Annotated in this window: 16 protein-coding genes; 2 read left to right on the top strand and 14 right to left on the bottom strand. The window is 44.6% G+C overall.

The window, feature by feature from the left end; translation table 11 throughout:
* Positions 1-63: 63 nt before the first annotated feature.
* From mutL to ISR87_05345, 4 genes are read right to left on the bottom strand one after another with little or no spacing between them, the layout of a single operon-like run.
* Complete coding sequence (gene mutL / locus ISR87_05360) at positions 64-1836, bottom strand: DNA mismatch repair endonuclease MutL (GenBank protein MBL7024865.1); 1773 nt, start codon at positions 1834-1836, stop codon at positions 64-66.
* An 11-nt stretch (positions 1837-1847) separates the two neighbouring features.
* Positions 1848-3539, bottom strand: coding sequence for a glutamate formimidoyltransferase (gene ftcD / locus ISR87_05355; protein ID MBL7024864.1), 1692 nt, complete (start codon positions 3537-3539; stop codon positions 1848-1850).
* Positions 3540-3550: 11 nt separating this feature from the next.
* Positions 3551-3730 carry a hypothetical protein gene (locus ISR87_05350; GenBank protein MBL7024863.1) on the bottom strand — a complete coding sequence of 60 codons (180 nt, stop codon included), beginning with the start codon at positions 3728-3730 and terminating at the stop codon, positions 3551-3553.
* Entirely contained in the window at positions 3730-4368 is a 639-nt protein-coding gene (locus ISR87_05345; GenBank protein ID MBL7024862.1) for a site-2 protease family protein, read from the bottom strand. The genes ISR87_05350 and ISR87_05345 overlap by 1 nt, the downstream gene beginning before the upstream one ends.
* A gap of 145 nt (positions 4369-4513) precedes the next feature.
* On the opposite strand from ISR87_05345, the gene ISR87_05340 reads away from it, so the two are divergent.
* Entirely contained in the window at positions 4514-5278 is a 765-nt protein-coding gene (locus ISR87_05340; protein ID MBL7024861.1) for an SDR family oxidoreductase, read from the top strand.
* A 1-nt stretch (position 5279) separates the two neighbouring features.
* Positions 5280-5747: a YkgJ family cysteine cluster protein gene (locus ISR87_05335; GenBank protein MBL7024860.1), complete on the top strand. Its 468-nt coding sequence runs from the start codon at positions 5280-5282 to the stop codon at positions 5745-5747.
* A gap of 32 nt (positions 5748-5779) precedes the next feature.
* Here ISR87_05335 and ISR87_05330 read toward each other — a convergent pair whose 3' ends face one another.
* The 10 genes from ISR87_05330 to ISR87_05285 form a co-directional block, all read right to left on the bottom strand.
* Positions 5780-7372 carry a T9SS type A sorting domain-containing protein gene (locus ISR87_05330; protein ID MBL7024859.1) on the bottom strand — a complete coding sequence of 531 codons (1593 nt, stop codon included), beginning with the start codon at positions 7370-7372 and terminating at the stop codon, positions 5780-5782.
* A 10-nt stretch (positions 7373-7382) separates the two neighbouring features.
* Entirely contained in the window at positions 7383-10061 is a 2679-nt protein-coding gene (locus ISR87_05325; GenBank protein MBL7024858.1) for a T9SS type A sorting domain-containing protein, read from the bottom strand.
* Positions 10062-10126: 65 nt separating this feature from the next.
* The gene (locus tag ISR87_05320; protein MBL7024857.1) at positions 10127-11122 is read right to left on the bottom strand and encodes a hypothetical protein; all 996 of its coding nucleotides are present in this window, start codon (positions 11120-11122) and stop codon (positions 10127-10129) included.
* 74 nt (positions 11123-11196) lie between these two features.
* Positions 11197-11520, bottom strand: coding sequence for a thioredoxin family protein (locus ISR87_05315; protein ID MBL7024856.1), 324 nt, complete (start codon positions 11518-11520; stop codon positions 11197-11199).
* Between the two features lie 13 nt (positions 11521-11533).
* A complete protein-coding gene (locus ISR87_05310) occupies positions 11534-11881 on the bottom strand; it encodes an FKBP-type peptidyl-prolyl cis-trans isomerase (GenBank protein MBL7024855.1) in 348 nt (115 codons plus the stop codon).
* A gap of 45 nt (positions 11882-11926) precedes the next feature.
* A complete protein-coding gene (locus ISR87_05305) occupies positions 11927-13417 on the bottom strand; it encodes a HAMP domain-containing histidine kinase (GenBank protein MBL7024854.1) in 1491 nt (496 codons plus the stop codon).
* Between the two features lie 9 nt (positions 13418-13426).
* Positions 13427-14134, bottom strand: coding sequence for a response regulator transcription factor (locus ISR87_05300; protein ID MBL7024853.1), 708 nt, complete (start codon positions 14132-14134; stop codon positions 13427-13429).
* 27 nt (positions 14135-14161) lie between these two features.
* Positions 14162-18313, bottom strand: coding sequence for a T9SS type A sorting domain-containing protein (locus ISR87_05295; GenBank protein MBL7024852.1), 4152 nt, complete (start codon positions 18311-18313; stop codon positions 14162-14164).
* 400 nt (positions 18314-18713) lie between these two features.
* Positions 18714-21830 carry a T9SS type A sorting domain-containing protein gene (locus ISR87_05290; GenBank protein ID MBL7024851.1) on the bottom strand — a complete coding sequence of 1039 codons (3117 nt, stop codon included), beginning with the start codon at positions 21828-21830 and terminating at the stop codon, positions 18714-18716.
* A gap of 29 nt (positions 21831-21859) precedes the next feature.
* A complete protein-coding gene (locus ISR87_05285; GenBank protein ID MBL7024850.1) occupies positions 21860-24214 on the bottom strand; it encodes a T9SS type A sorting domain-containing protein in 2355 nt (784 codons plus the stop codon).
* Positions 24215-24230: the final 16 nt, after the last annotated feature.

Below are 24230 nucleotides of genomic sequence, written 5' to 3'. Positions count from 1 at the left end.
TTTAAAATGATCCACTGTTCAATAGCATATCAGGGAGACCAATGTGATGGCTTTGGCTTCGGGTTAATGGCGCTCGAAACGTTTATCCAATTCATCTATGCTCAGATTTATGATGATTGGGCGGCCATGTGGGCAATAGAATGGGTTTTCTGTGGCAAAAAGTCGATCCACCAGTACCCGCATTTCCTCCTCCGTCAGTGGATCCCCGGCTTTCACAGCGGCCTTGCATGAGTAGGATGCAGCAAGACGTTTTGAGGGGGAATAATCGAACACCCGATTTTCTCTGTAGTAATCAATTATTTCCTTAAGAATGATACCTTCACTCCCACCTCGCATTCCAGTAGGAACGGCCTCTACCAATACAGTCTGAGGACCAAATTCTCTCAAGCGAAAGCCCAGCGTATTTAAAGAGGGAATGATATCAACAAGAAGCGTGTAATCATCAGCTGAAAACTCCTGTGTAGCAGGAAAAAGTAGCTGCTGTGATGTCCCTTTGTTCTCGTCCATATCCTTCAGCGCTTCTTCATAGAGAATCCGTTCATGGGCTACGTGCTGATCGATTATAGCTATGCCATTATTGATCTGGCTGAGAATGTAGGTGTTATGAACTTGCCAGATAAATCCACCTTGTTCTCGCTGGGGCTTCTTCTCCACCGAATCTCGATCCAAAACCTGGCTAAATTGTCGGGCTTTTTGAAGAATTTCACTCTCTTCAGCACTGCGGGCTTGTGCATCATCCTGATACTGATTTGAACCCGGTACAACGAAACTAGTTTGAGGTGAATTAGTATTTGTCTCAGAAAAAAGAGGCGCAGCCTGTGGACGGTTCTGGAAGCTGGGTAACATTTTCAAGGTCTGGCGAAGACCGTTCTCAACGGTTTCTTTTACAACGTGATAGACCCGCCACTCATCATTAAATTTTACTTCAGTTTTTGTGGGATGTACATTCACATCCACTTCATTGAGGGGAACTGATATATTCAAAGAATAGAAGGGAAATTCGCCGCGTTGAATCAGAGATTTATGAGCTTGATAAACCGCATTATTTATCAGGCGATCAGAAATCGGGCGATTATTTATGGAGAGATACTGCTCACCTCGGGCAACACGCACAAGGTCGAGATTTCCAATAAAACCTGAAACCTTAATGTTCCCACGATTGTCCTCTACCTTAATAATTTTATTGGCATATTCACTTCCAAAAATAGCTGCCACACGTTCTTCTGGATCTGCTGCCCTTAAATCGAAAATGACCTTTTTATCTGCCACGAGCTTAAAGGCAATCTCTGGATATATGAGAGCCAATGGTTTTACACGGTCAATTATATGGTTGAGCTCTGTCCGTTTCGCCTTTAGAAATTTGAGCCTGGCTGGGACATTAAAGAATAAATTTTTAACTGTGATCCGAGTGCCCGTCTCCCAGGCAATAGGTTGAACGTCACCAGCTATTCCAGCCTGGACCTCCAGAGAAAATGCAGCATCACTTTCTCGTGCTCGGGATACCAGTTCCATCATGGAAACAGAAGCAATGCTGGGCAGCGCTTCTCCCCTAAAACCCATGGTTCTTATACGGAAGAGATCATCAATTTCGGCAATTTTGCTGGTTGCATGCCGTTCCAGGGCTAATCCTAGTTCTTCTTTATCCAGACCGACTCCATCATCAATGACCTGGATGAGGTCGCGACCACCATTATTGATGGTTACTTCAATGCGGGTGGCTTCTGCATCAATGCAATTCTCCACCAGTTCCTTGACAACCGAGGCTGGTCGTTGAACAACCTCGCCAGCAGCGATTTTGTTGCACAGAATATCAGGGAGAATATGGATTCGAGACATTTAAAGGATCGTTAGGCGTTAGGGGTTAGGAGTTTGCTTGTCATGGCTGAGAGAATTTTATCTGCCAGAGTAGCAGACTCAGATTTCAAGCTTGAAACTTCATTTTTGAATTTTTTGACGACATCTTGATCATCAATTCCAGGAACATTTATGAGCACGTTAAGAGCAGCGCCTTCCAGTCCAGCTCGTGCCTGCAGCACCGCTACACCAGCATCTGACAATGAATTCTGATTGCCAATTTCTGCCATACGTCCTGCCAGTTTCATGATATCAAGCGAATGTCGCATTACCTTCAGTGGGACTTCAGCCGAATAAATAGTCGCTTCCTGGAGCGCTTGAAGACGTACACTTTGTTGCTCACTACTCTTTTTGGGTAGGCGCATGGCTGCCATGACATTGTTAAATGAACGAGTATCCTCATCTACAAGAAACAGGAATGTATCTTTCAAGCTCTGAGCCTGATTACTGAGATCTTCAATTTCATCCCAATTGTCCTGGTAACCTTTTTTACCAAAGGTCAAAACACCCACCATATTGGTGAGACCTGCAGCCATGGACGAAGCCAATGCTGAAACGGAGCCTCCACCTGGGGCTGGTGAGTCTGATGCCAATTCATCTACAAACTCAGTCACACCCATATCGACTAGATTTTTCTCGTCTTTTGATCCTAATTGATATTCAATGATGCGTTCCTGAGGATTGAAGGGAGCGATTTCATTCAAACCCATACTCTGGATGGCGATTCGGATAAGTTCTGCGTTGGATACCGCGGTACTGGAGTTTTGCTTTTTGAGATAATATTTACCTGCATCCAGCATAGCAGTGAGTGGGATGAGTCCTACGAGCTCACTTCCTGAAACTCTTAGACCTCGCAAATCTGCCTGTTTGACCACTTCATCAAAGGCGATGTGAAAAGGTGTGACCGCCATATCCACCAGATTCATGGAAATTTGTGCCATGTTGTATTCATCAATGTACCAGCCCACAGCTTTGACAGCTTTTAACGTGCCAGGTCGCTTGATGGGCGTTCCATTCTCATCGCGTATAAACTTATTGGTTTTTGGATCTCGGGCATTCCGGCCAGCTTCGCGAATCTCTAAAGCAATGTCAGTGGCTTTTTTGGTATCCCGAGTATTTAGGTTCACATTGTAGGCGATAAGGAATTTGCGGGCACCCATAACCGTAGCCCCGGATTTGGCATTAAACTCAGCTTTTCCGAAATCAGGTTTCCAATGTGGGTTCTTCAATTTTTCTGAGAGACCTTCATATTCCCCTGCCCTGATATTGGCAAGATTTTCACGTTCTGGCGTGGCGGCGGAATATTCATACAAATAAACTGGGATATTCAACTCTTCACCGACTCGTTTACCCAAGATACGTGACAACTCGGCACATTCTTCCATGGTCATATTACTGACGGGAATGAATGGACAGACATCTGTGGCTCCCATGCGAGCATGGGCTCCTGTGTGCTTGCGCATATCGATGAGTTCAGAGGCGCGTTTGATGCCTTGAAAGGCTGCCTCAACAGTGGCTTCTGGTCCACCTACGAAAGTGACAACAGTACGATTGGTATCTGCACCTGGATCCACATCCAGCAGAGTGACACCTTCAACCTGAGCAATTGATGACGTGATCTGCTCGATGAGAGCAAGGTCATGACCTTCACTAAAATTTGGTACGCATTCAACGATTTTCTGCATCTGTCAAACCTTTAGACTTTTGATAAATAATAGAGAATATATGCCACCATCCCAGCCATGACCAATAGACCTACGAAACTCCGCTTTGGGTAGGCCGAGGTCATACGTCGAAAATGAATGCGTCTATCATCTGACTCTGCAGATTCAAAACGTCTCAATCGACGGGTTTTAGCATACTTCAGTTCTGGCATTAGATTCCTGAAAATAAGTGGGAAAAAACATTGATAAAGGGACCAATAACGACACCTAAAACATGAAATCCTGTAATCCATCCAAACATGATAATCCCAAATAAAACCATGGGTCCCCGAGATTCGATGAGGTAAAGAGTAGGTGCATACCTGTGGGGAAGTACTCCGGCTAATATTTTCGATCCATCCAAGGGCGGAATGGGCAAAAGGTTGAAAAAGGCCAGGGCTAGATTGATATACAGTGAATAGTACAACATTTGAAAAACTATTTGGGCTGTTTCACCTGATTGACTACTTGCCAGGCCAACTCCAATAAAAATCCGAATCACAATACCGGAAATTAAAGCCAATACCATATTCATGAGGGGACCCGCAGCAGCAATCCACATCATATCCCGTTTAGGATTTCCCAGATAACGTGGATCCACGGGGACGGGTTTCGCCCAGCCAAAGTGAATCAGGAAGATCATGATGGTACCCATAGGGTCCAGGTGAGCTAAGGGATTAAGCGTGAGTCGTCCATGATTCTTTGCAGTGGGATCACCAAAGCGATAGGCCACATAACCATGGGCAAACTCATGAAATGTTAATGCAATGAGGATGGCTGGGACAGCCAGAAGTAGTGAGTAGATATCCATTTATTTATTGTTTCCTTTATTCATAATAAGCCTTCTAATATAGACGTAGTACCAGTGATGTGAACAGGATTAGCCACGATTTGTTCCTTTCCCTACAGCTATCGCCATCCTATCATATCACGAATTTTTTGAGTAAGGAAATATTATGGATTTTGGTATTAAAAATAAAGTTGCGCTGGTTCAAGGTTCCTCATCTGGACTTGGATATGCTGCAGCTCTGGAACTGGCTCGAGAAGGCTGTCGATTGGCTATTTGCTCACGGGATGAAAAGCGAATTCAAGGTGCTGCTAAATCAATCAGCAAAGCTACTGGTGCTACAGTTCAGGGTTTTGTGTGTGATCTGGCGGATCCAAAGGCACGGCGCACCATGCTAGATGAGATAGAGGGAAATTGGGGCTCTATCGATGTTCTGGTAGCCAATAACGGCGGTCCCTCAGCAGGATTTTATGATAGTCTAAGCGACGATCAGTGGAATAATGCCTTACAGGGTAACTTGATCGCCATGAAGGATTCAGCTCAGGAAGTCCTGGAGGGAATGCGTACTAAAGGTTGGGGCAGGATAGTATTCATTACTTCAGTTTCAGTGAAACAGCCCATTGACTCACTCATCCTTTCCAATACAGCCCGCGCTGGTTTGACTGGATATGCCAAGACACTCTCAGCTCAAGTTGCAGAACACGGTATTACGGTGAATATGGTGCTGCCTGGTATCCATGATACTGAGCGAGTTAAAGAATTGCATAGTGATCTGGCAGACCCTGCCCTTATCGCCAAGGACATTCCCATGAAGCGTCTGGGCCAACCAGAAGAGCTGGCAGCGGTGATTACGTTTCTATCCTCAACCAGAGCCAGCTATCTCACTGGACAGTCTATAGTGGTGGATGGTGGACTGGTAAAAGGTTTATTCTAATTTGTCAAAATCTACTCCTAAAGAACGCTTCTATGCGAGAGGATTGCATTTTGAATGCACGGGTTGTGGAGCCTGCTGTAAGTTGGGAGGGGGCTTTGTCTACCCCACACTGGAAGATGTAGGCTTTGCAGCCAAACATCTTGATCTGAGCGTCAACAAATTTACTGCGACCTATATGGATCTACATAAAGGCGAATATGTGTTTAAGAATGATGGTGATAATTGCATTTTCTATGGTGAAAATGGCTGCACCATCTATGAGGCACGCCCAACTCAGTGTCGAACTTTTCCATTCTGGAAAGCCAATTTGAAATCCCAATATCGCTGGAAATTGATTGAAGAAGAATGTGAAGGCATAGGACAGGGTCGTTTATTTGATTTTGTTGAAATTGAAGCCATTAGGAATCAAACCAGCCAGACACCAGCTGGGCCCATGCCAGAGGATGTAATTGTCAAAATCGAGAACTGATATTGAGCACCTGAGGGCTCATTCGATCTTCTCTATCTTAGTAAAACCATCTTAATTGTTGACTGATAGCTCCCCGTCTTGATAACTCCGAGGTAAACTCCGGTGGATACAAGCTCACCGCCGGTTTTGGTGCCATCCCAGAACAATTTGTGCTCTCCTCTGGTCTGATTTGCAAAGAACCAGTTTTTTACCATGCGACCCCTTATATCAAATATCTCAAACTCAACATCTATCTGCTCTGGCAGCGTATAGGCAATACTCGTGATAGGATTGAAAGGATTGGGATAAGCCGGGTGCAGCACGAAGTCCCCGGGCATCTGGTCGAGGTCGTCTCTAATAGACGTGGTTTCAAACAGTTGAGGCCACAATAGTCTTATATCTGAAGCTGTTGATCTCAATTCAGTTATGGCGTTTAGATTGTTTGTCCCCTGCGCGAGCATGAGAGCACATATAAAATCCTGGGATTCCCCAGGAGATAAAGAAAATGGACCTGCGCTCATGAGAAAATAGCGATCCCCAGATAATCTCTCGGCGTTAGCTTCTGTCCAACCTTCACCAGTGGCTGGATCCCCGGTCAACATGAAGGTTGTTGGGTGGTTATCGAGATCCATAAGAGAGTCACCTTCGTTATCCAGACCATTCATTTGATTAAAAGCTTCACCGGGTGTGTCCGGTCCACAGAGACTACCTCCGCAGTACCAGATTAGACTTGCCTTCATGGGTACATTGCGATGGTCCTCAACTGCACCATGCACGTTGTACCCAATCTCTCCTAGCGCCGGTACCAGAGGGGTCCTGATAAACATCACTCCTACTGCTGGAGGAACGGAACCATAGTCAGCATCAATGGAATCAGCATTATAGGCATAGGACATTTCCAAATCAGGATCTGAGCCAGCGTAATCGTCACTGCTATAACCAATATCCGGGTCCATCCAAACACCAGCAAAAACAGAGTCAAGTACATGCTCACCAGCGTTCCTGATATTCCATTCATAGAAGATGGTGTTAGCGGGTCTCCCCTCCACATCAACGCCATATATTGATGTCCGGATCTCCACTCCTAATGGTAGCGTACTATACAAATTATTATGATTCTCTTCGTTGCCATCATTGATGACACACCAGGAGAATTGATCCCCTTTAATCGCGGGGGAATCCACATTTGGATCCCATTCATGATTCCCGTCCTCGTCAATCCAGGGTGCACCCTGATTTACTGGCCAATTGAGCCAATCCGGATTGGAAACATTGTCGCCCGAATTAATGGAATAAACTTTATTCTCGACTGCCTCTGGATCACTACCTAATGCACCGGGGGAAAATTCAGTTGAGTACTGATACATGGCCGTTCTGATATCTGCTTGTCCATCAACCAGTCCTGCTCCGAGCCAGAGACCACCAGTAAAAACTGCTGTGTAACCTGAATCTTTTGGCCATTCGAGACCAGCCTGTCCCGTGGGAATGTGGGAAACAAGTGTGCCATTGTTTCCAATCCAGGTTCGAATATTATTCCCTTCCCATAAATAATGATCCAGTGATCTGAGATCTGAAGTATGGGAAGGGTTTCCTGCAGCAATGAGCGAAGCTGCACAAATCAGAAACATGACGACACGATTGCACATGATTTTCTTCCTATCTGAGCAATACCATCTTAATTGTTGACTGATAGTCCTCCGTCTTGATGACGCCGATGTAAACACCCGTGGATACAAGCTCACCGGCTGAATTGGTACCATCCCAGAACAATTTGTGCTCTCCTCCGCTCTGATTTTCCAGAGACCAGCTTTTCACCAGGCGACCTCTCACATCAAATATCTCAAACTCAACATCCATGAGTTCTGGCAGTGTGTAAACAATACTCGTGATGGGATTGAAGGGATTGGGATAGTTTTGCTGAAGCGAAAAGGTCAGGGGCTGCAGACCAGCTGTTTTGATACCCACCAGATTTGGATCAGTATGGAATATCATATCATCCAGGATCCAGAGCGCGACACCTTGAGCACTGTGGAGGATAAAACGGATACCTAGGGCTACATTTGGTAGAAAGGGTGAAAGATCATATGATAGGGTATCCGGCATGATGAATCCAGATAGCGAGTCGATGGTCAAATAGCCGCCATTGGTTTTAATCTGAACTAAGCCATAATTGTTCTCGTCACCGAAATTGGCAGCCATGCGTGTATTGATCCAACCAAAATCAAAAAATGAAAGATCCAACTCTCTGAGCATTTCCAGTGTGTCGTAGCTAGCAATATTAGCGTTCAATGGGGTTTGGATAACTTTGCCCCAATGATTCCCTCCATCAGAAAATGGAACTATAGAACCATTCTCGAAGGAGAGCCAATCCACAATCCCAATTTGATCAGTGGCATGATCAAAATCTCCGATTGTTTCCTGATTGCTGGCGATAAAGCTCCGAATTTCTGAACTACCAAGGTTACCCTGGTTGCTACCATCCTGAACATTAACCCAATATTTGACAGTATCTCCCATCTGTCCTACAACATCAGACATATCTCCGAGAAATACTCTATTAAACACCCATTCCACTTCATTTGTATCAATGGCTACCATAGGAGCAGTCATAATATCACTTCCGCCAATAGTCCAGTTTAGCCAGATTTCATTTATCCCGAATCTGTTGTCAGAAACAGTGTCAATTGTCACCAACTTTGAAAATGGTAGCTGATAGTGTACATCGTAATGCTCTTGTAATCCTGCTACTACAGGGGCTTCAAGATCTGGTCCAAAAGTGAACAAGTTGTTATTGTAGGGGGCTCCAGATGGCCAGTGATCGAAATTGCCTTCACCATCATAGTGGACAAGATGATAAGCCAAAGTTGACGTATTGGTAACTTGAAAATCAGGGAGTTCAGCCTGCCAAACCGATGCGCCCATATTAGTCATTGAAGTGTTGGTCCAGATATCATCGAGTTGATAACTCATTGTATGACTATCCCATTGGTTTGTGGGATCAAGAATCTCAAACTGGAAGGTGAAAGGTCCCGAGCTTTCTGTGTTATGAGGTACATCGATTTCTGAAACCAGAACCAGATCATCCAAATTGCTGAACTGTGCATCATAAATCTCCCGTACAGTTTCAACATCATCAAAAAGGGCGGCTAAAGCCGCCAGAGGACCATTTCCTGGAGAAACCACACACGCTGCAACCATCTGCTGTGTTTCGCCTGGCGACAGGCTAACCGGACCAGTAGACAGAATGCCCCGCCAATCACGTGGAAATGTCTCATTTACAGCCAACCAGCCAGATCCATCTAGTGGATTTCCCGTAAAGCTGAATGGTTCTGGAGTATTGTTTGTTGGATTTACGTAAAGATTTCCATCATGATCACGACCCTGCATATTCAGGTAAGCTTCTTCGACGGTCTGAGGATCCGGACATTCAACGGCACAAAAAGGAGTAAAAGCAGTGGAATGTAGGTTCTTATAATCTGGGATAAGTTCACCTGAAACATGGGCCGTATCTCCGATAGAGGGCACGATAGGTCCCTGAAGGATTGAAAACCCTACTGATGGTGGGAAGAACCCATAGTCCTGATCAGGTAGTCTTCCTACATAATGATAGCTCAGATCTAAATCTGGAGAGCAGCCTGGGTAATCGTTGATAGCACTACCAAGATCAATATCCTGCCAAATCCCCAGGATTACTGAGTCAAGCTGGTCTGATCCTGCATTTCTAATATTCCATTCGAGGAATAGTGTGTTCTCCAAAGGACTGGGACCCTCATAGCCATACATTGCAGCTGTAACTTCGATATCAAGTGGTTGTGTGGCCCATAAATAGCTGTGTCTACCTTCGTTGCCGTCATTGAAAACTGTCCAATAGTACAAATCTCCCTTTACATCAGGACTATCAATGGCAGGGTCATATTCACCGTCTTCATTCACATCAATCCACGGTGCACCCTGATCAACTGGCCAGACATCCCAGTCAGGATTGACTCGTCCATCTGCAGATCGAATTTTATATATCCTGTGTTCTGGTGCATCTGGGTCAGAGCCCCAGGGACCAGGAAGACATTCTGTGGTAAATTCTGAGGCGGCACTCCTATAATTTTCTTGCCCGTTAACGCTTCCTGCAACAATCCATAGTCCTGCTGTATATATGGGAGTATCACCACTACCAGCAGGCCATTCCATCCCAGCATCCCCGGTAGCGACATGCGAAGTGATCCTACCGGTGTTATCCCACCAATTATTAATCTGATTACCATTCCAGAGCTGATGCTCCTCAATGGCATAACCGAAATGGAGTAAAAACAACAAACTTAGAAATATTTTTGATTTCATGTCCCCTCCAGAGTGAGGGTCTAATATATGTTAGCTCTGACTAATTAACAAGTTAGGGCGTCGAATCAGGCTTTGCGGGCTACTACAATATCTCTCTTTATCGACTGATCCACACGATGGGTGAATTGATCATAGGGATCAGCATCTAAGACTTTGAAGCCCTTGGCAGCAAGAAGCTCGACAAAATCTTCACGGGGCCACACAAACTTGTTCCAGGCTAACACGAGAGTCCCCCCTGTTTTCAATATCTTGTGAAATTCGGGTAAACAGACTTCCATGAACTCAGCCGGGCTGCGGGTGCGGGAGTTGTGCTTCTTCTTCGCTCTATTTCCATGGGCGATACCATAGGGTAAATCACCTATGATGAGATGAAATTTTTCTGCTTTAAAGTAACGTCTGGAATGAATGGCATTGCCAGCGATCAGGGCCAGATGCTTTCTGGAACCCTCGGCCTTGAAGCCTTGCTTGTCTTTGGAATATTCAAATAACTGAACAGAGGCTTCGCCGCCAGTACTGCTGGAATACATGGCGTGTTTGCCCAGGGAATGTTTGAATTTTTCCTGCTCCAGAAATTTTTTGAAAAAGATGGTGGTCTCATGAACCATTTTGCGCTCAGTTTCAATCCCTGTCACATCAAATCCACGAACAGCTCCTTCAAAGAGAGTAGTTCCCTTGCCAGAGACTGGATCCAATAGTTGAATGGAATCCTCAACCCCAAAATCACTTGAGACCAAACCTACGTTTATCATCATTCGTGTAAAAATTTCGTTGGTCTTTCCTGAGTACTTGAGCAACATGGAAATTTTGGGATCAAGATGAGTTGGTGGTATGAGGGCAACAGGCTTCAGCTGTGCCTCGTTGTCAACTTCTTGAACAAAAAGTGCAAAGATGAAGGAAAGTCTGGATAGCCATTCAAGCTCACGCTCACTTAGGGTCTTTTCCACAGTGAATGAGAGATAATTGATACCGGCAATATCGATTGATTCAATATGTCTGCATGTTTGCTCTAGTCGCTGGCAGGTAAGGGATAGCTCAGCTAAAGCCAGTTTTTCTGACTCCAAATAGTACACCCTGTTGTGACCAGGATTGCGTAAGAGTAAATATCTTAACATAGAGAGACAGGCTTTAGGTAGATCTAAGACTCAACCTGATTATAAAGTTCAGCGTAGCGTCGGATGGGTTGTTCCAGTTCATGCATGCCGAAATGGCGACTGAGCCTGGCTATCTCGCGACCGTCTGCCATAAGTAAGAGAGTCGGTACAGCAAAGATGAGGTGCTGCCCGGCAATTTCCATGGATTCCTCAGTATTCATATACTGAAAATGCCAGGGAGGTTCTTCCTCCAAAAGGGCTTCTACTCTAGGCTTCAGCACCTTACACACGTTACAGGTAGGTGTGGAGAAATAAAGCAAAGTGAGGGGATGCTCATTCAGGACTGTCTTGAGTTCTGCAGGGGTCATTTTATATGTATATTTAGCGGATTTCCAGCAATTCGACATCGAAGATCAGGGTCGCATTGGGAGGGATAACACCACCAGCGCCTCGGGCTCCATATCCTAAATCAGAAGGAATGATCAAACGTCTTTTGCCACCGACCTTCATGGTCATAACCCCTTCATCCCAGCCCTGAATAACTCTGCCAACACCAATAGTGAAGCTGAAAGGTTTGTTTCTATCAACTGAACTGTCGAATTTTGTTCCATCCTCTAGGGTACCAGTATAATGAACTACAACGCCCTGCCCGCTTAATGGGGCTTTACCGGAACCAACTACTTCATCGACATATTTTAGACCACTTGGAGTGGTGATTTCTTCACTCATGATAATTTCCTTCTTTTTGTGAACAGAATTTAGAGATGGACCAGATTAAATCGTTACAACTTCTTTGTAGAGATTAAGATCAAAAGAAAAAGTGCTGCCAATGTGCAGACGACTCTTCACATCCAGAGTTGAATTGTGGAGCTTAAGAATATGCTGGCAAATATGTAATCCCAGACCGGTGCCCTTGACGGTTTTTTCTAGTTGCTGCTTGGAACGATAAAAGCTTTCAAAAATCTTACTGATATCGTCTTCTGCAATACCAACACCAGTATCCTCTATACGAAATGAGAGAATTTCGTTTGATTTAACCTCAGTCGTGATACGAATTGTATCCCCTGGAGATGAAAATTTAATAGCATTGCTCAAGAGATTTCGGATGACCTGACGAATTCGAAGAGGATCAGCATTCACAGTTTGAATGGATTCAGGAAAATTGCGTTCAACTGCAATCTTTGATTGATCCAGGAGTAATGCATAGCTCTGAAGTACATCTTCAACCAGTTCAACCATGGGGAAAGGTTCTGCGTTGATCCGCATCTGACCTGTTTCAAGTATGGCAACATCAAACATATCATCAATCAGGGCACTCATATGTCGAACCTGTGAGTAGACGGCTCCCAATTTCATGCTAAGATCTTCTTCACTCATCTTTTCGCGGTGTTCCACCAAGGTTTCAATATTACCCTGCATGACAGTAAGTGGCGTTTGAAGTTCGTGACTGACAGAAGCTAATAACTCTGTCCTCATCTTCTCCTTAAGACCTAATTCACCAAACATGGCATCGATACGTTCCATCATATCGCCAACATGCATTGCGACATGACCAATTTCGTCACTGGCTTCATCTTTCAGGACAAAACGAGTATCCCCGGCTCGATAATTTTGGACGGCATGTGCAACGTTTTGAACACGCCTTGTTAGAAAATACCAGAATATGATACCAGCTAAGCCAGCAATAATGAGACTAAATAGGATGGTCCGTGTAAGTATGGCACCATACTCTTCCCACCAGGTTACAACTACATCTTCCCCACCTTCAACCATGGTCACTAAGACATAAGCGTATGGATCTGCGGCAGACCCCAGGGGTGCGGCAGAGAATACAAAATCAAGATCTGTTGCTGTTGGGATTGCTATCTCTATAGGATAATCGTTGGTATCTGCTTGAAGAAATGAATAGATGGCATCAATTGAAACATGGCTGTTGATGAGTTGTGAGGGTACATAGCTGCCATGCTCCTGGATCTCCCCATCTGGAGCAACCAGAAATAATTCCATTCCTGGATAATACTGAGCAAGTGAATCAAAAAAAACCGACATGTCTTTAATGTCGGTTTCGGGATTTTCTAATTCTTCGGTGATTTCTAGAGCTGTATAGCGGTATGCTGTCTGAATATCAATTTCCAGGTCATTCATAATATCAGCCTGATTCCATAGGACCAATAGAACCCCGTTCAGAATAAAAAAGGCTATAAGCGCAATAGAGACTTTAAAGGTCAGAGTGCGATATAGCGGGATATGGCTGAATTGGACCATGGGAGGTGCTTATACACCAATCTCGTCAGAAAATTTGTAGCCTACACCCCAGACGGTGAGGACATATTCAGGATTGTTGGGATTTTTCTCGATTTTGGAGCGGAGACGATTGACGTGAGTGTTCACCGTATTCTCATAGCCCTCAAAAGAGTAATCCCAGACGATATCTAATAGCTGTTTCCGACTATATACGCGTCCCGGTTGACGGATCAGCAGAGTTAGGAGGTTGAACTCAGTTGCTGTTAATTGAATCTCTTTGCCACGGATGGAAACAGCCCGTTTTTCCAGGTCGATTTCCAGCTCTCCTTTGCTGATCTTACGCACACTTCCTTCTTCATCCATTACATTGGATGCAGCACGACGCATGACAGCATTTATTCTGGCAACCAATTCCTTGATGCTGAAAGGCTTGGTGATGTAATCATCACAGCCAGCTTCCAGAGCGGCTACCTTATCCAATTCATCATGACGAGCTGTGAGCATAATGACAGGAGTATGAACATTGTCCTCATGCAAAGCTCTTACCACTTCAATGCCTGATATTTCAGGGAGCATCCAATCCATAAGAATGAGACCATAGTCTCCCTGACGTGCTTTTTCAAGACCACTATCTCCATCTTTTGAGATAGTGAGCTCAAACCCTTCATAACGAAGACCTTCCTTTAAAAGGCTGATGATTTCAGCATCATCTTCAACGAGCAAAAGGTTCTTATTCATGGGCGATCCTTTGATCTTCTCCAACGCTTAACGCAGATAGGTCAGCTTAACCATTTGACTGGCATCAGCGGTTGTGATTCTGGCAAAATAGATGCCAGAACTTACCAAATGATTGTGCTGATCTACACCATTCCAGGTGAAGATATGCTGACCAGCTTGAAGCTGACTTGTTGAGTAATTCACTTCTTGTCCCAGGGCATTGTAGATGTGTATAGACACCTCTTCTGCTACAGGAAGATTATAACTGATATTTACTGTTGGATTAAATGGGTTGGGATAAACCGAAGTAATCTCAAAACTTTCAGGTATGAGCGTGGTCCCTGATTTCATCATCACACCTGCAGCACCAGCTACCTGAGTATGAGAAATTTCAAACTGAGTATCCTGGGTTTTTAATATCTCCACTTCAAGGGGTGCCTCTCCAGTCCAATAGCCCAGCACTTTGAGACCCTCATCCGATTCCCTTGATGTAATGGTCAAACCAGGATAATTCATGATACTTGGCTGCGTGGTAGACTTCAGGGTGAAACTAAAAGCTTCAGCAGGTTGTGAGGCCCGAAGAACGAGACTTCCATCCTCAATAATGAAATCAGCCTTAGGTTCAGATTGGCTTACACGAGCCAAACCAACACCCATGATTTCATCCACTAACAGGACCACATCACTAATATCTATGAGAGAATCCAAGGACTTATCAGCGGCCCAAAATTCACATTCACCAAATTCACCTGCACCAAGCATGACATTGATGAGAATCACCAGATCCTGGACACCACGGTATCCATCATTGTTGATATCTCCTCTACCCCAACCTGGACATGGCAGAATAGCATCTGTCCTGGTGGTAAAGAAGAGAGCGGATTCATCAGTCAACACGTGAGCGGTTTCGGCCCACATATTATTAAAAGTATACTGCATACCTAGCTGGCCAGTATGGTCTTCAATTCCTGTGGTGGAATATTGGCCGTGGGAAGATGAAAAGCTGGAACCAGCATTGTTATTATTGTAGGTGTGATATTGAATTTTAATGTCACCATTGCCGTCAGTGCTGCCGTAATAGTCGGCATCATAGAGGATGATCTGAAATTTTTCAAGATCACCGCTGAAGGCATTTTGCATATTATGATATTCGATTATGAAAATATGCTCTGAAACATTGGAATAGGTATATACATCACCACTACCCATGACCAGATCGTCCCAAAAGGCAGCTATCATGGGGTTTGGTCCCAGAGGACCAGGCATTGGATAATTTCTAAAAAGAGCGGTTTCGCTAGCGCCCAGAGCGATATATCCGTTAGAACAGATAGATACCTGATTGTAATCCTCTCCATAAAATCCGAAATCAAATGGTAGGTTCACAGTAACGATGTCTTCCTGATTATTTCCATTGTCATTGAGGGGAACCAGGGTTCCAGTATATGAACCCATTCCAGGTACAATTTCAATCCAATTATAATCGGGAGCCAGAGCGTAGGCCAGATCCTCACTATCGTAACAGAAGTAACCACCAGCATCCGGGCCAGTTGGATCGTCTATGCCAGGTGTTCCAATAGGTAGCAGCAGGGACACCATTTCTACAAATCCATTATCATCAGTAAATTCAACCTGGATGGGGATTTGAACACCCACAGTTACCTGGGTGTTGATGTTAATTTCAAAACTAGAAGCAACATTGTTTGTGGATGCGCCTGGTTCAGCATCCAAAAAGACTGCAACTGAATCAACCAGTTCAAGATTCGGGTCAGAGCAATACAATGTGGCAGTCAAATTACTACTGCCCAGAGTTCCAATATTTTCAGCATGAAGGACCAGATTTGTTACTTCACCAGGATCAAAAGAATATGGTGGAAAACCTGGTTCAGCCAGAGTATGGACCTGTAAATAAGGTGCATAGACATCAAATCTTCTATGATCAGTATATGAGGCGCCTTCAGCACTCACATGTATTGCCACATCATATTTGGCCATCCCTGGATAGTCTGCTGGCAGGGTGAAGGTTTGATCATTCAGGACCACACTGGTACCTGCAGTCAGGCTGGCATAAAAATAATCCACAGGGGGAGCATTCTCACCAGCAACTGTTACAAAAACATTTGTGATAGTTGTAGCAGCATGGTTTGAAAAGGTTAGATCAAACTGAGCTGATTCACCAGGGTTAAGCATGCCATCACTATTACCAACAGTCTCATTGAGTGTGGCTGCATCAATCAAAACAGCAAAATTGTCACTACTTACTGCCACATCGATCTGACGTGGTTTGAAATTATGTTTGGTAGCAGTCAAGGTCATCACAGTTGGTAGAATGTCTGGTAGATCAAGGACCAGCATGCCATCCACATCTGAATAACCGGAGACAAATACATTGTTCCCGGTGAGGGTAACCCAGGCGTTTTCTATGGCATTGTCGAATTCATCCAGAACAGTAATATCCAGATAATGAGCATCATCTGGAATTTGAGCAGCAGCATCCAATTGGATGTTTTGAGGGACACCAGTCCACAATTCAGTTGAAGGATCACCCATAAGGTTATTCCAGTGACTAAAAATTTTCACGTAATCACTTGTTGTGGAGGGATAGGTCTGATTCAGATTCAAACGACCACGTTCGACTGCAGCTCCTGCATAATAAATCTTGTCACTAAAGATACCGTGGTATATACCAACAGATACGCAGTTGTTATATAGGGTGTGGGTTCCAGACGTTGCTGTGCCGACAGCGCCAATGGCACCCTTGGGTACAGAAGTGGTACCTACGCGGAGAAATTGTTCTGAACGAGAATCACCTTGAAAACTACCGGTTCCGCAGGTCAAAATAGTTACGAAGGGCAAATTAGCTCCATTGGTAAGGGATGAAGTATTGCTATTTCCCCATCCACTCATTCCCAACCATCCACGATAGTTAAAGTAGGAAACTCCAGAATTGATTCCCGAAGCAATCTGACTGACAAATGAACCGCCATAGACCTCAAAATTGTCCTGGTATCCATTGGCTTCCAATAACTCGTTGATGTTCCGATTGGTCATGATTGTGGAAAGTCCTGAGGAGGCTTGATCCCCTACCAGAAGTGCCCTGGTGTACCAGTCTGTATCAAAGGTGCTGGGATTCTTTTCATAATTCAAAATCTTGCTGATGATATTGGTAAATTCACTTGTAGACCCAAAAGGGAGTCTTCCAACGAAGGCGTCAGCGATGTAATCTGAACCAGCGAGATGAACATAAGGAAGATCACCTTCACCGTTATAATTTGAGAAATTCTCTATCCAGGTTGGAATGTTAAAGGTTCCACCTGCATCTCCCACCAACACGACAAACTCAGGAGGATTTATCCAGGTATTGTAAGCTGTCTGGATGTAATTTTTAATGGAAGAGTTGGAGGTACCCGTTTGAAGCGTGCTGGCACTGTGGACTTCAAAACCTTTTTCATGTCTCCAATCCAGGAGTGCCTGAAGTACAGTTATCACCGTTGAATTTTCGGGATGAATAAAAAGGATGGAAGGTATTTGATAATTTGGTTCGAGGACCAGGGTTGAATTGGGGACCATGTTATGATAGATAGGTTCAAAAAATCTTGAGATGGGTCGATCTGGGGCTATAAGAGGTTCGCTGTGATTCAAGCTAACTTCCAAACCCTCATAAATACGCAATTCCTTGGTAACGGGGTTGTATTGGAAGGGACTTACTTCAACAGTCACCAGAGTCAGGTCGCGCATTTGGATACGTTCATGAAGAATGAGAGGTGATTGTGGAAACCATGCGTTTTGCTCGTAGATTTCTCTATCAATAGCGAATTCGCCATTACTTGCCTGTGCTTCCAATTGTACTGGTTGAAAGGGTGCAAGATCAACATTGGTTTCGATACGAATGGAGCTGTATGAGATTTCCGCCTGGATATCCCCTGTGGCAGGCACAGCCAGAAGTGTTGAGGTAGTTGGAAGGTCAGGTGCGCCAATGAGGCGTATTTGACCATCCAGATCGGTATTTAGAAAATCATATTCCCCCTGAGTAAAACTAATTCTACCAATTGAAAATTCTGGTGTGGTAGCTTCTAAAGTAGAATGATTTGCATCGAATGACTTCAGATTCAGGTGTGAGCGTTCAGAGACTGGATTGCTGGCGGCGAATAGACCACCTATTATTCCAAATGTGACAATTATACTCAGGATTCTTTTATACATGGTTTACCTTTCTATACATTCCTCAATTCGGACAATATACAAGATGGCACCACTTGCTGGTATGCAAGCAATCTAACAATTTGATAAATGCCACAGACCAAGGAGTGGGCATGATTCCTGGTGCTTTGGGACCTGAACCAGGAGCGAGAAGATTTTAGGAAATCTGTGAGCAGGGAATTCAGCCAGGCTGAAGTCTTTTGTATAGACCATTAAAAAGACAAAATAGCCCCATTTCCAGGGGCTAATTCATGGCCAAAACCTTTGATCTGTATAAATCTTGCTGAGGTAACTAAACCTGTTTTCAATGAGTGCAGCGAATCAAACAGGTTTCAGTCTTTAGGATCAGATTGAAACCAATTTAATGGTCGCGGTACTCCTCTGGAAATTGGTTGGGTGAAATCTATTTCAGCATAGTGACCTTTTGTATATGCTGGGAACCTGCGCTTTCAATTCTCACGAGATAAACCCCTGATGACAACGATTCAGTCCTAAGGGCATATCGATGAGAGCCCGCATTCAATAAGGACATCTCCCGGCTAAGCACTTTTCGACCTAACAAATCATAAACTTCCAGATTTACGTCACCAGCCTGAAGCAATGTGAAAGGAATTGTTGTCGATCCGTTAAATGGATTGGGATAAGCTGGCCCTACTTCAAATCGTGTTGGTTTTTGACCTTCACTCTCAACTGAAGCCCAGAACAAATCAGGTGGGTTCGTGGTGAAACGAATAATGCGACCTGCCTCTAGCACCGATGCTCCAGGAGCATAGTTTCTGGCATATACATACATGAGGCCATCGTTCTGATCCGGGGATTCTATACCAACTGTGCTAAAATTGTTGATTTGATCCACATCGTTCACCTCATAGTACTGAAACTCGATCACACCATTTCCATCATCTGCCACCAGAGTGCCGGCGGGATCATGCAAAATGAGTTGGAATGTTTCCAGGAAACTCCGATCACCAAATCCATTCCAGACCTCATGCCATTCAATAATAAACTGCTGATTGGCTTGATCGTGGAAGGTATACAGATCGATGGGTCGGCCGACTTCCTGACCGTTTACCAGTGTATCATTGTCCAGATCATCCCAGAATGGTGCCATCATGGCATCAGGACCCAGGGGCATGGGTATGGACCAGTTACGGAAATAATTGATGTAATCCTCTCCCAGGGATGCCCATCCATTGGAGTTAATAGTGAGCACATCATAGTCGGTGTCATAATACCTGAAAGAAAATGGAAGCGTCACAATTTCATGATCATCATCATCAAGAGAGTAATGCTGAGCACCACTTTCACTTGAAAGATCTGTCCAACTATAAGTTGGAAGTTCATCATATTCGCTGTCAGTATTATCATAGGCCCAATAGCCATCATTTTGGTTGGGCGGTGTGGGATCGCTGCTGTTTTCGGAACCAATAATCACCATAAATTGTCTGTGATAGAATGGATCGGTCTGTCCATCCAGACGAAAATCGAAGCTCAGCGGTAAACGACTTCCATGGGCTACCTCGTCTAAGGAGCCTGTGAAACTGTTATCAGAGAAGGCCAAACCACCCTCACTATCCACCGTTGCTGTACCAGTAACATCATCGAGCGTAGCGAATTCTGCTGCACTGGTCATGGTGATATGCAGGGTTGATCCAGCAGCCTCCAAACCCTGAAAGCGACCGCTTAAACTCAAGATAAATGCGGCACCAGGAAGTGGTCTTATATGACCATCGAAACTGATTGACAGGTCAGGGGCAACAACACTCACTGGGATAGCTAGGGGTGAAGTAATGCCTGCAATTTCCACATCAATGACTATTTCTCGATTAACGAGCTGAATCAAAGGTGCTGTGGTAGCTGCAGTACTTATTGTCCCACCTGAGGGTATAGAATAATCTCCCAGTATGGCTGAATATTCTCCATCTGGAGAGCTAAGGTTAAGAGAAACAGAGACTGACGCTGTCCCATAATTATGGAATTGTGGTGTCCATTGTGTCATACCGACATGAACGTTTTCCAGCATTCCGGCAAAGGCGACGCCGTTTCCTGCAACAGGTATTACCTCAACAGTGACAGGAGTATGTCCAGGGCTATTCAGTGTGATTTCAAGGGGCTCTGAGGGATGATCAGCATCATAAAATGAACTCCCATCGAAACGATATATTTTAATCTGCCCATCTGTCCACCTTCCTGAACCAACGAGTTCATTATTCTGTCTTAAAGCGAAGACACCCTCTTGCAGATCAGATCGGTTTAAGGTGATGAGTCCATCATCCCAGGTTACTTCTCCAAAATCGGCAGCATCGAGGGTAATGGGTTCTGGGTTGAGCAACCACACAGGTAAACTTGGATCTCCCAAGATATTATAAGTGTGGTAATAAAATTCAGCCATTTCTCCTGGACCTAATTCATTGACGAACTCGTCAAGAAAACCAAATTTTGAGGCAACCAGGGCGGGACCCAATTCATCTACATGCCCTTCCATAAGTGCATCCCATAATTTGGAATTTAGGGCATTATTAAATTTTGTGCGCGTGTGCAAGTCAGAGGGTGCTACGACTGCCACGGCGCCTGCCGGGACGGATACACTACCCTGGGTAAGCAGAGCCTCACAAAAGGAGGGGTCAATACTACTGTCAAATTTACCGGTACCACAAACAAAGCTGAATACGATAGGTAACTTGTTCCCATTGTTCAAAGCACCATCATCAAAATCAATGACATGAAAATGAGGAAAATGCCAGCCATGAGCATCTCCCCAACCGCGATAATTCACAATCCCAACACCATCATTCCAGGTATTGAGAATCTGTTCGGGTCCTGTGGTTGGAGGATAAAAAACAGTATCTACATTGGAATATCCGAAATCCAACAATTCATCATGGAGCCAAAGGGAGGTCCATACTGGTGTAAGTATAGTTCCTGTATCTGCATAATTTCCTGCTGTAACCAGAGCTCGTTCCAGATAGCCAGATTCAATGTCAGGTGTCTGTGAATAAGTGATGGTTCTGGCGATAACTTTGGCTAATTCCTGGGCGGTATCCACTGGCCAGCGTCCAATAAACGCCTCAGGGAAATAATCATCAGGACCTCCATCTATTAAGACATAGGGTAAATCAGAAACATCATTTTCCGGTCCATAACTGAAGGCAGGTAAGGCATAGGCGTCATCGACGTCCCCAATAAGGAGCACGTATTCCAGAGAATTTTCAGCGTAGAAGTCAGCGATAAATTCCCGAATTTCTGTGGTGGTGTTACCTGTTTCTGAAAGTGGAGCCATGGTGACGCGAAATCCCTGTTGCTCCTTCAGTACTCTGAAAGGCTCCAAATAAGGATTCAATAATGCTGCATCCGCAGCAATAATAAGAAAATCACCGCGCTGGTATGAATCCCAATTATAGCGTCCCTGAACAGAGGGATAGTTTTCCATGAGATTTTTGAAAGCCAGGGGTCCCGATGCTGAAAATGCGAAGGTTCCAAGCAGGAGGCTAATAAAAGTTTTCTGTAAAATTCTGTACATATATTGGCTCTCTATTTCTTAAAGATCATCTATAGTTTATTCATTAACATGAGTTTACGTGTGACTGATTGCTGCGAATCATGGATACGGATAAAGTAAATTCCTGTGCTCACTTGATGACCCAGCATATCCTGTCCCTTCCAGATCCAGGAATTCATCCCGGCTGAGCTGGATAGCTTTTCGGCAAATACTTCACGACCTCGGATATCGAAGACGCTGATGGACACGATATCGGCCTGGGGGATCTCAAACTCGAGACGTGTTTCAACCTGGAAAGGATTCGGTGAAGCAGATAGTGATAACTTGAATTGCCTGGTTGAGGATTGGGTCTGGCGCTCGCTGATATGTGGGTCAATGCCCACTAATTCCATATCTGTCATGAAAACACTCAGGGAATCAATTTCCCAACCGCGGAATGCTACTGTGGAGTCTGTTTTCATTTTCAATTTCAGCCGACCTGAAGCAGGCAGATCTCCATCCACAAAGAAAGTTTGGGAGTGATTGGTAAAATTTTGATCAGACCATTGTTTTTGTATAAGTCTTTCTGATTCATCACTACTCCATATCTCAACAGAGAGCGTATCAACATGCCACTCAACTTCGTAGGCATGGGTAATATGGATTCCCAAACGTTTGGCATCCACCACACTGGACATATCCAAATCCATTACCATCTCGGATTCCAGACCCACATCATAAAAAAGATTTGGTTGGGACTTTAGCTTGCTGTCCTCGCTGAACCATTCTCCGGCATTCACCTGCCAACCACTAAGGTCATCAAAGCCAGTACTATAAATGGTGGTAGGTTGGGCTGGGAGATCCACGGAAAGTGATAAATCCTGATCTGTGGTAAAGGGTCGCAAATCATATGCATGAATTTCAGGGAAATAACCTGGAGATGTAACTTGAATATTTATCTCATTGCCCTGCCAGTTAATGGTATTTAAGCCCACATTCACCTCGAGAGTATCCCTCATGAATTGATCCCAGACGATGACTTGATATGTCCCTTCCTGAACAAGATCCATGTGAATTGTGTGCAGAGGAGCTGGATTCAGGCTAAAGTCCAGAATGCTGGCATAACTTTCACTGGTAAGAATTGCTGCAACTGTATCTGCCTCGAAACCAGGTGCAGAGGCAATAACACGATACGTCCCCTGTCCAAGAAGACGACGATAGCGACCAAAGCCATCAGTGACTCTAGGCTGCATCATAAGCCCTTCCAGAGGCGTCAGGCTACCGTCCACATTCAGCTTGGCGAGCTGGATCTGAGCACCTTCCAGGGCGAAGCCATCGGAGGCATCGCTAACAATTCCCGTAATGAGGGCTTTGCTCTCAGGTGATCTACCAAAAGCCCTGTCCATAAGAAAAAAGAGACCTTCCAGGTTACGATCTATCGTGTCATCAATAATGTCGGCATTGGGTTGAAGATTATTGGTTCCCACTTCAATTAAGAATTGAATCGCACCAGTCTGGGTATAAAACCAATCATGGGCATTCCCCCGCTGGGTTTTACCGGGGGTGACAGAATAATTTCCATCTCTGGATTCATTGATCACCCGTTCTGACAGGGTGGTAGCCAGACTACTCATAATGTCGATATCTGGTGGAAATTTGGTCTCTTCCCACTGCCAGGAGTAGTAGATAATCTCAGGTGTACCAGAACGAGCAGAATGATAGGCAACAGAAAGTAGAAATTTCTCCTGTCGAGCCAGGTCTGCTATGGCTCTGGTTTCAGACTCTGAAAAAGCTGAGGCTCCCCGATAATAGTCATAGTCATCGACTTCATAAGCATCGCCAAAAATCCAGTTGAAATCATAATTTCGATTAAAGTCCACGCCATCGATATCGAAACCAATCCCTTCAACATAGTCAAATATACCATTGCCATTGTTGTCGGTTTTATTCTTACGATAGGTGACATCAAGACCGTCATGGACCACTCTCAAACCCTCGGGATTGTAGCTGGGGACCACCCACACCTCCAGATTCTGAAGGATCGATGCCACATGAGAATTCATGGCATCAAAACCGTGGAGGAGGCTATCAACCAGACCGATGGTGATTTCTACACCGAGAATTTCTTCAGCATGACATTGCCCCAGAAACAACAATGCCGGCTCATCCTCATCCATTGTGGGATTATCAGATAATTTGATGGCATAAATGGGTAGATCCTCGTTGTTGGATCGACCGATTTCACGCACATCAAGGATGGCATTGTAGGCAGGGATTTGCTGAATCGAGTCCATATAGGCTACGATTTCTTCATAGGTGTGGTATCTCGTATCAATAACTGATTCTCTCAGGAATGATTGCGAGCTTACACACGTAGCATAGAGGAGAAGTGCGATACTCAGTAGGTTGCGGATGACGTGTGGCATGAATATGATTTCCAGG

Source organism: Candidatus Neomarinimicrobiota bacterium, assembly GCA_016784545.1.
Lineage (GTDB): Bacteria > Fidelibacterota > UBA8477 > UBA8477 > JABMPR01 > JABMPR01.
This window is presented reverse-complemented; position numbering and strand designations above follow the sequence as displayed.

Excerpts from the sequence above, each read along its gene's own strand:
- ISR87_05295 (MBL7024852.1), bottom strand. The coding sequence starts at position 18,313 with ATGTATAAAAGAATCCTGAGTATAATTGTCACATTTGGAATAATAGGT.
- ISR87_05350 (MBL7024863.1), bottom strand. The coding sequence starts at position 3,730 with ATGCCAGAACTGAAGTATGCTAAAACCCGTCGATTGAGACGTTTTGAA.
- ISR87_05340 (MBL7024861.1), top strand. The coding sequence starts at position 4,514 with ATGGATTTTGGTATTAAAAATAAAGTTGCGCTGGTTCAAGGTTCCTCA.
- ISR87_05290 (MBL7024851.1), bottom strand. The coding sequence starts at position 21,830 with ATGTACAGAATTTTACAGAAAACTTTTATTAGCCTCCTGCTTGGAACC.
- ftcD (MBL7024864.1), bottom strand. The coding sequence starts at position 3,539 with ATGCAGAAAATCGTTGAATGCGTACCAAATTTTAGTGAAGGTCATGAC.
- ISR87_05305 (MBL7024854.1), bottom strand. The coding sequence starts at position 13,417 with ATGGTCCAATTCAGCCATATCCCGCTATATCGCACTCTGACCTTTAAA.
- ISR87_05330 (MBL7024859.1), bottom strand. The coding sequence starts at position 7,372 with ATGTGCAATCGTGTCGTCATGTTTCTGATTTGTGCAGCTTCGCTCATT.
- ISR87_05300 (MBL7024853.1), bottom strand. The coding sequence starts at position 14,134 with ATGAATAAGAACCTTTTGCTCGTTGAAGATGATGCTGAAATCATCAGC.
- mutL (MBL7024865.1), bottom strand. The coding sequence starts at position 1,836 with ATGTCTCGAATCCATATTCTCCCTGATATTCTGTGCAACAAAATCGCT.
- ISR87_05325 (MBL7024858.1), bottom strand. The coding sequence starts at position 10,061 with ATGAAATCAAAAATATTTCTAAGTTTGTTGTTTTTACTCCATTTCGGT.
- ISR87_05310 (MBL7024855.1), bottom strand. The coding sequence starts at position 11,881 with ATGAGTGAAGAAATCACCACTCCAAGTGGTCTAAAATATGTCGATGAA.
- ISR87_05345 (MBL7024862.1), bottom strand. The coding sequence starts at position 4,368 with ATGGATATCTACTCACTACTTCTGGCTGTCCCAGCCATCCTCATTGCA.
- ISR87_05315 (MBL7024856.1), bottom strand. The coding sequence starts at position 11,520 with ATGACCCCTGCAGAACTCAAGACAGTCCTGAATGAGCATCCCCTCACT.
- ISR87_05285 (MBL7024850.1), bottom strand. The coding sequence starts at position 24,214 with ATGCCACACGTCATCCGCAACCTACTGAGTATCGCACTTCTCCTCTAT.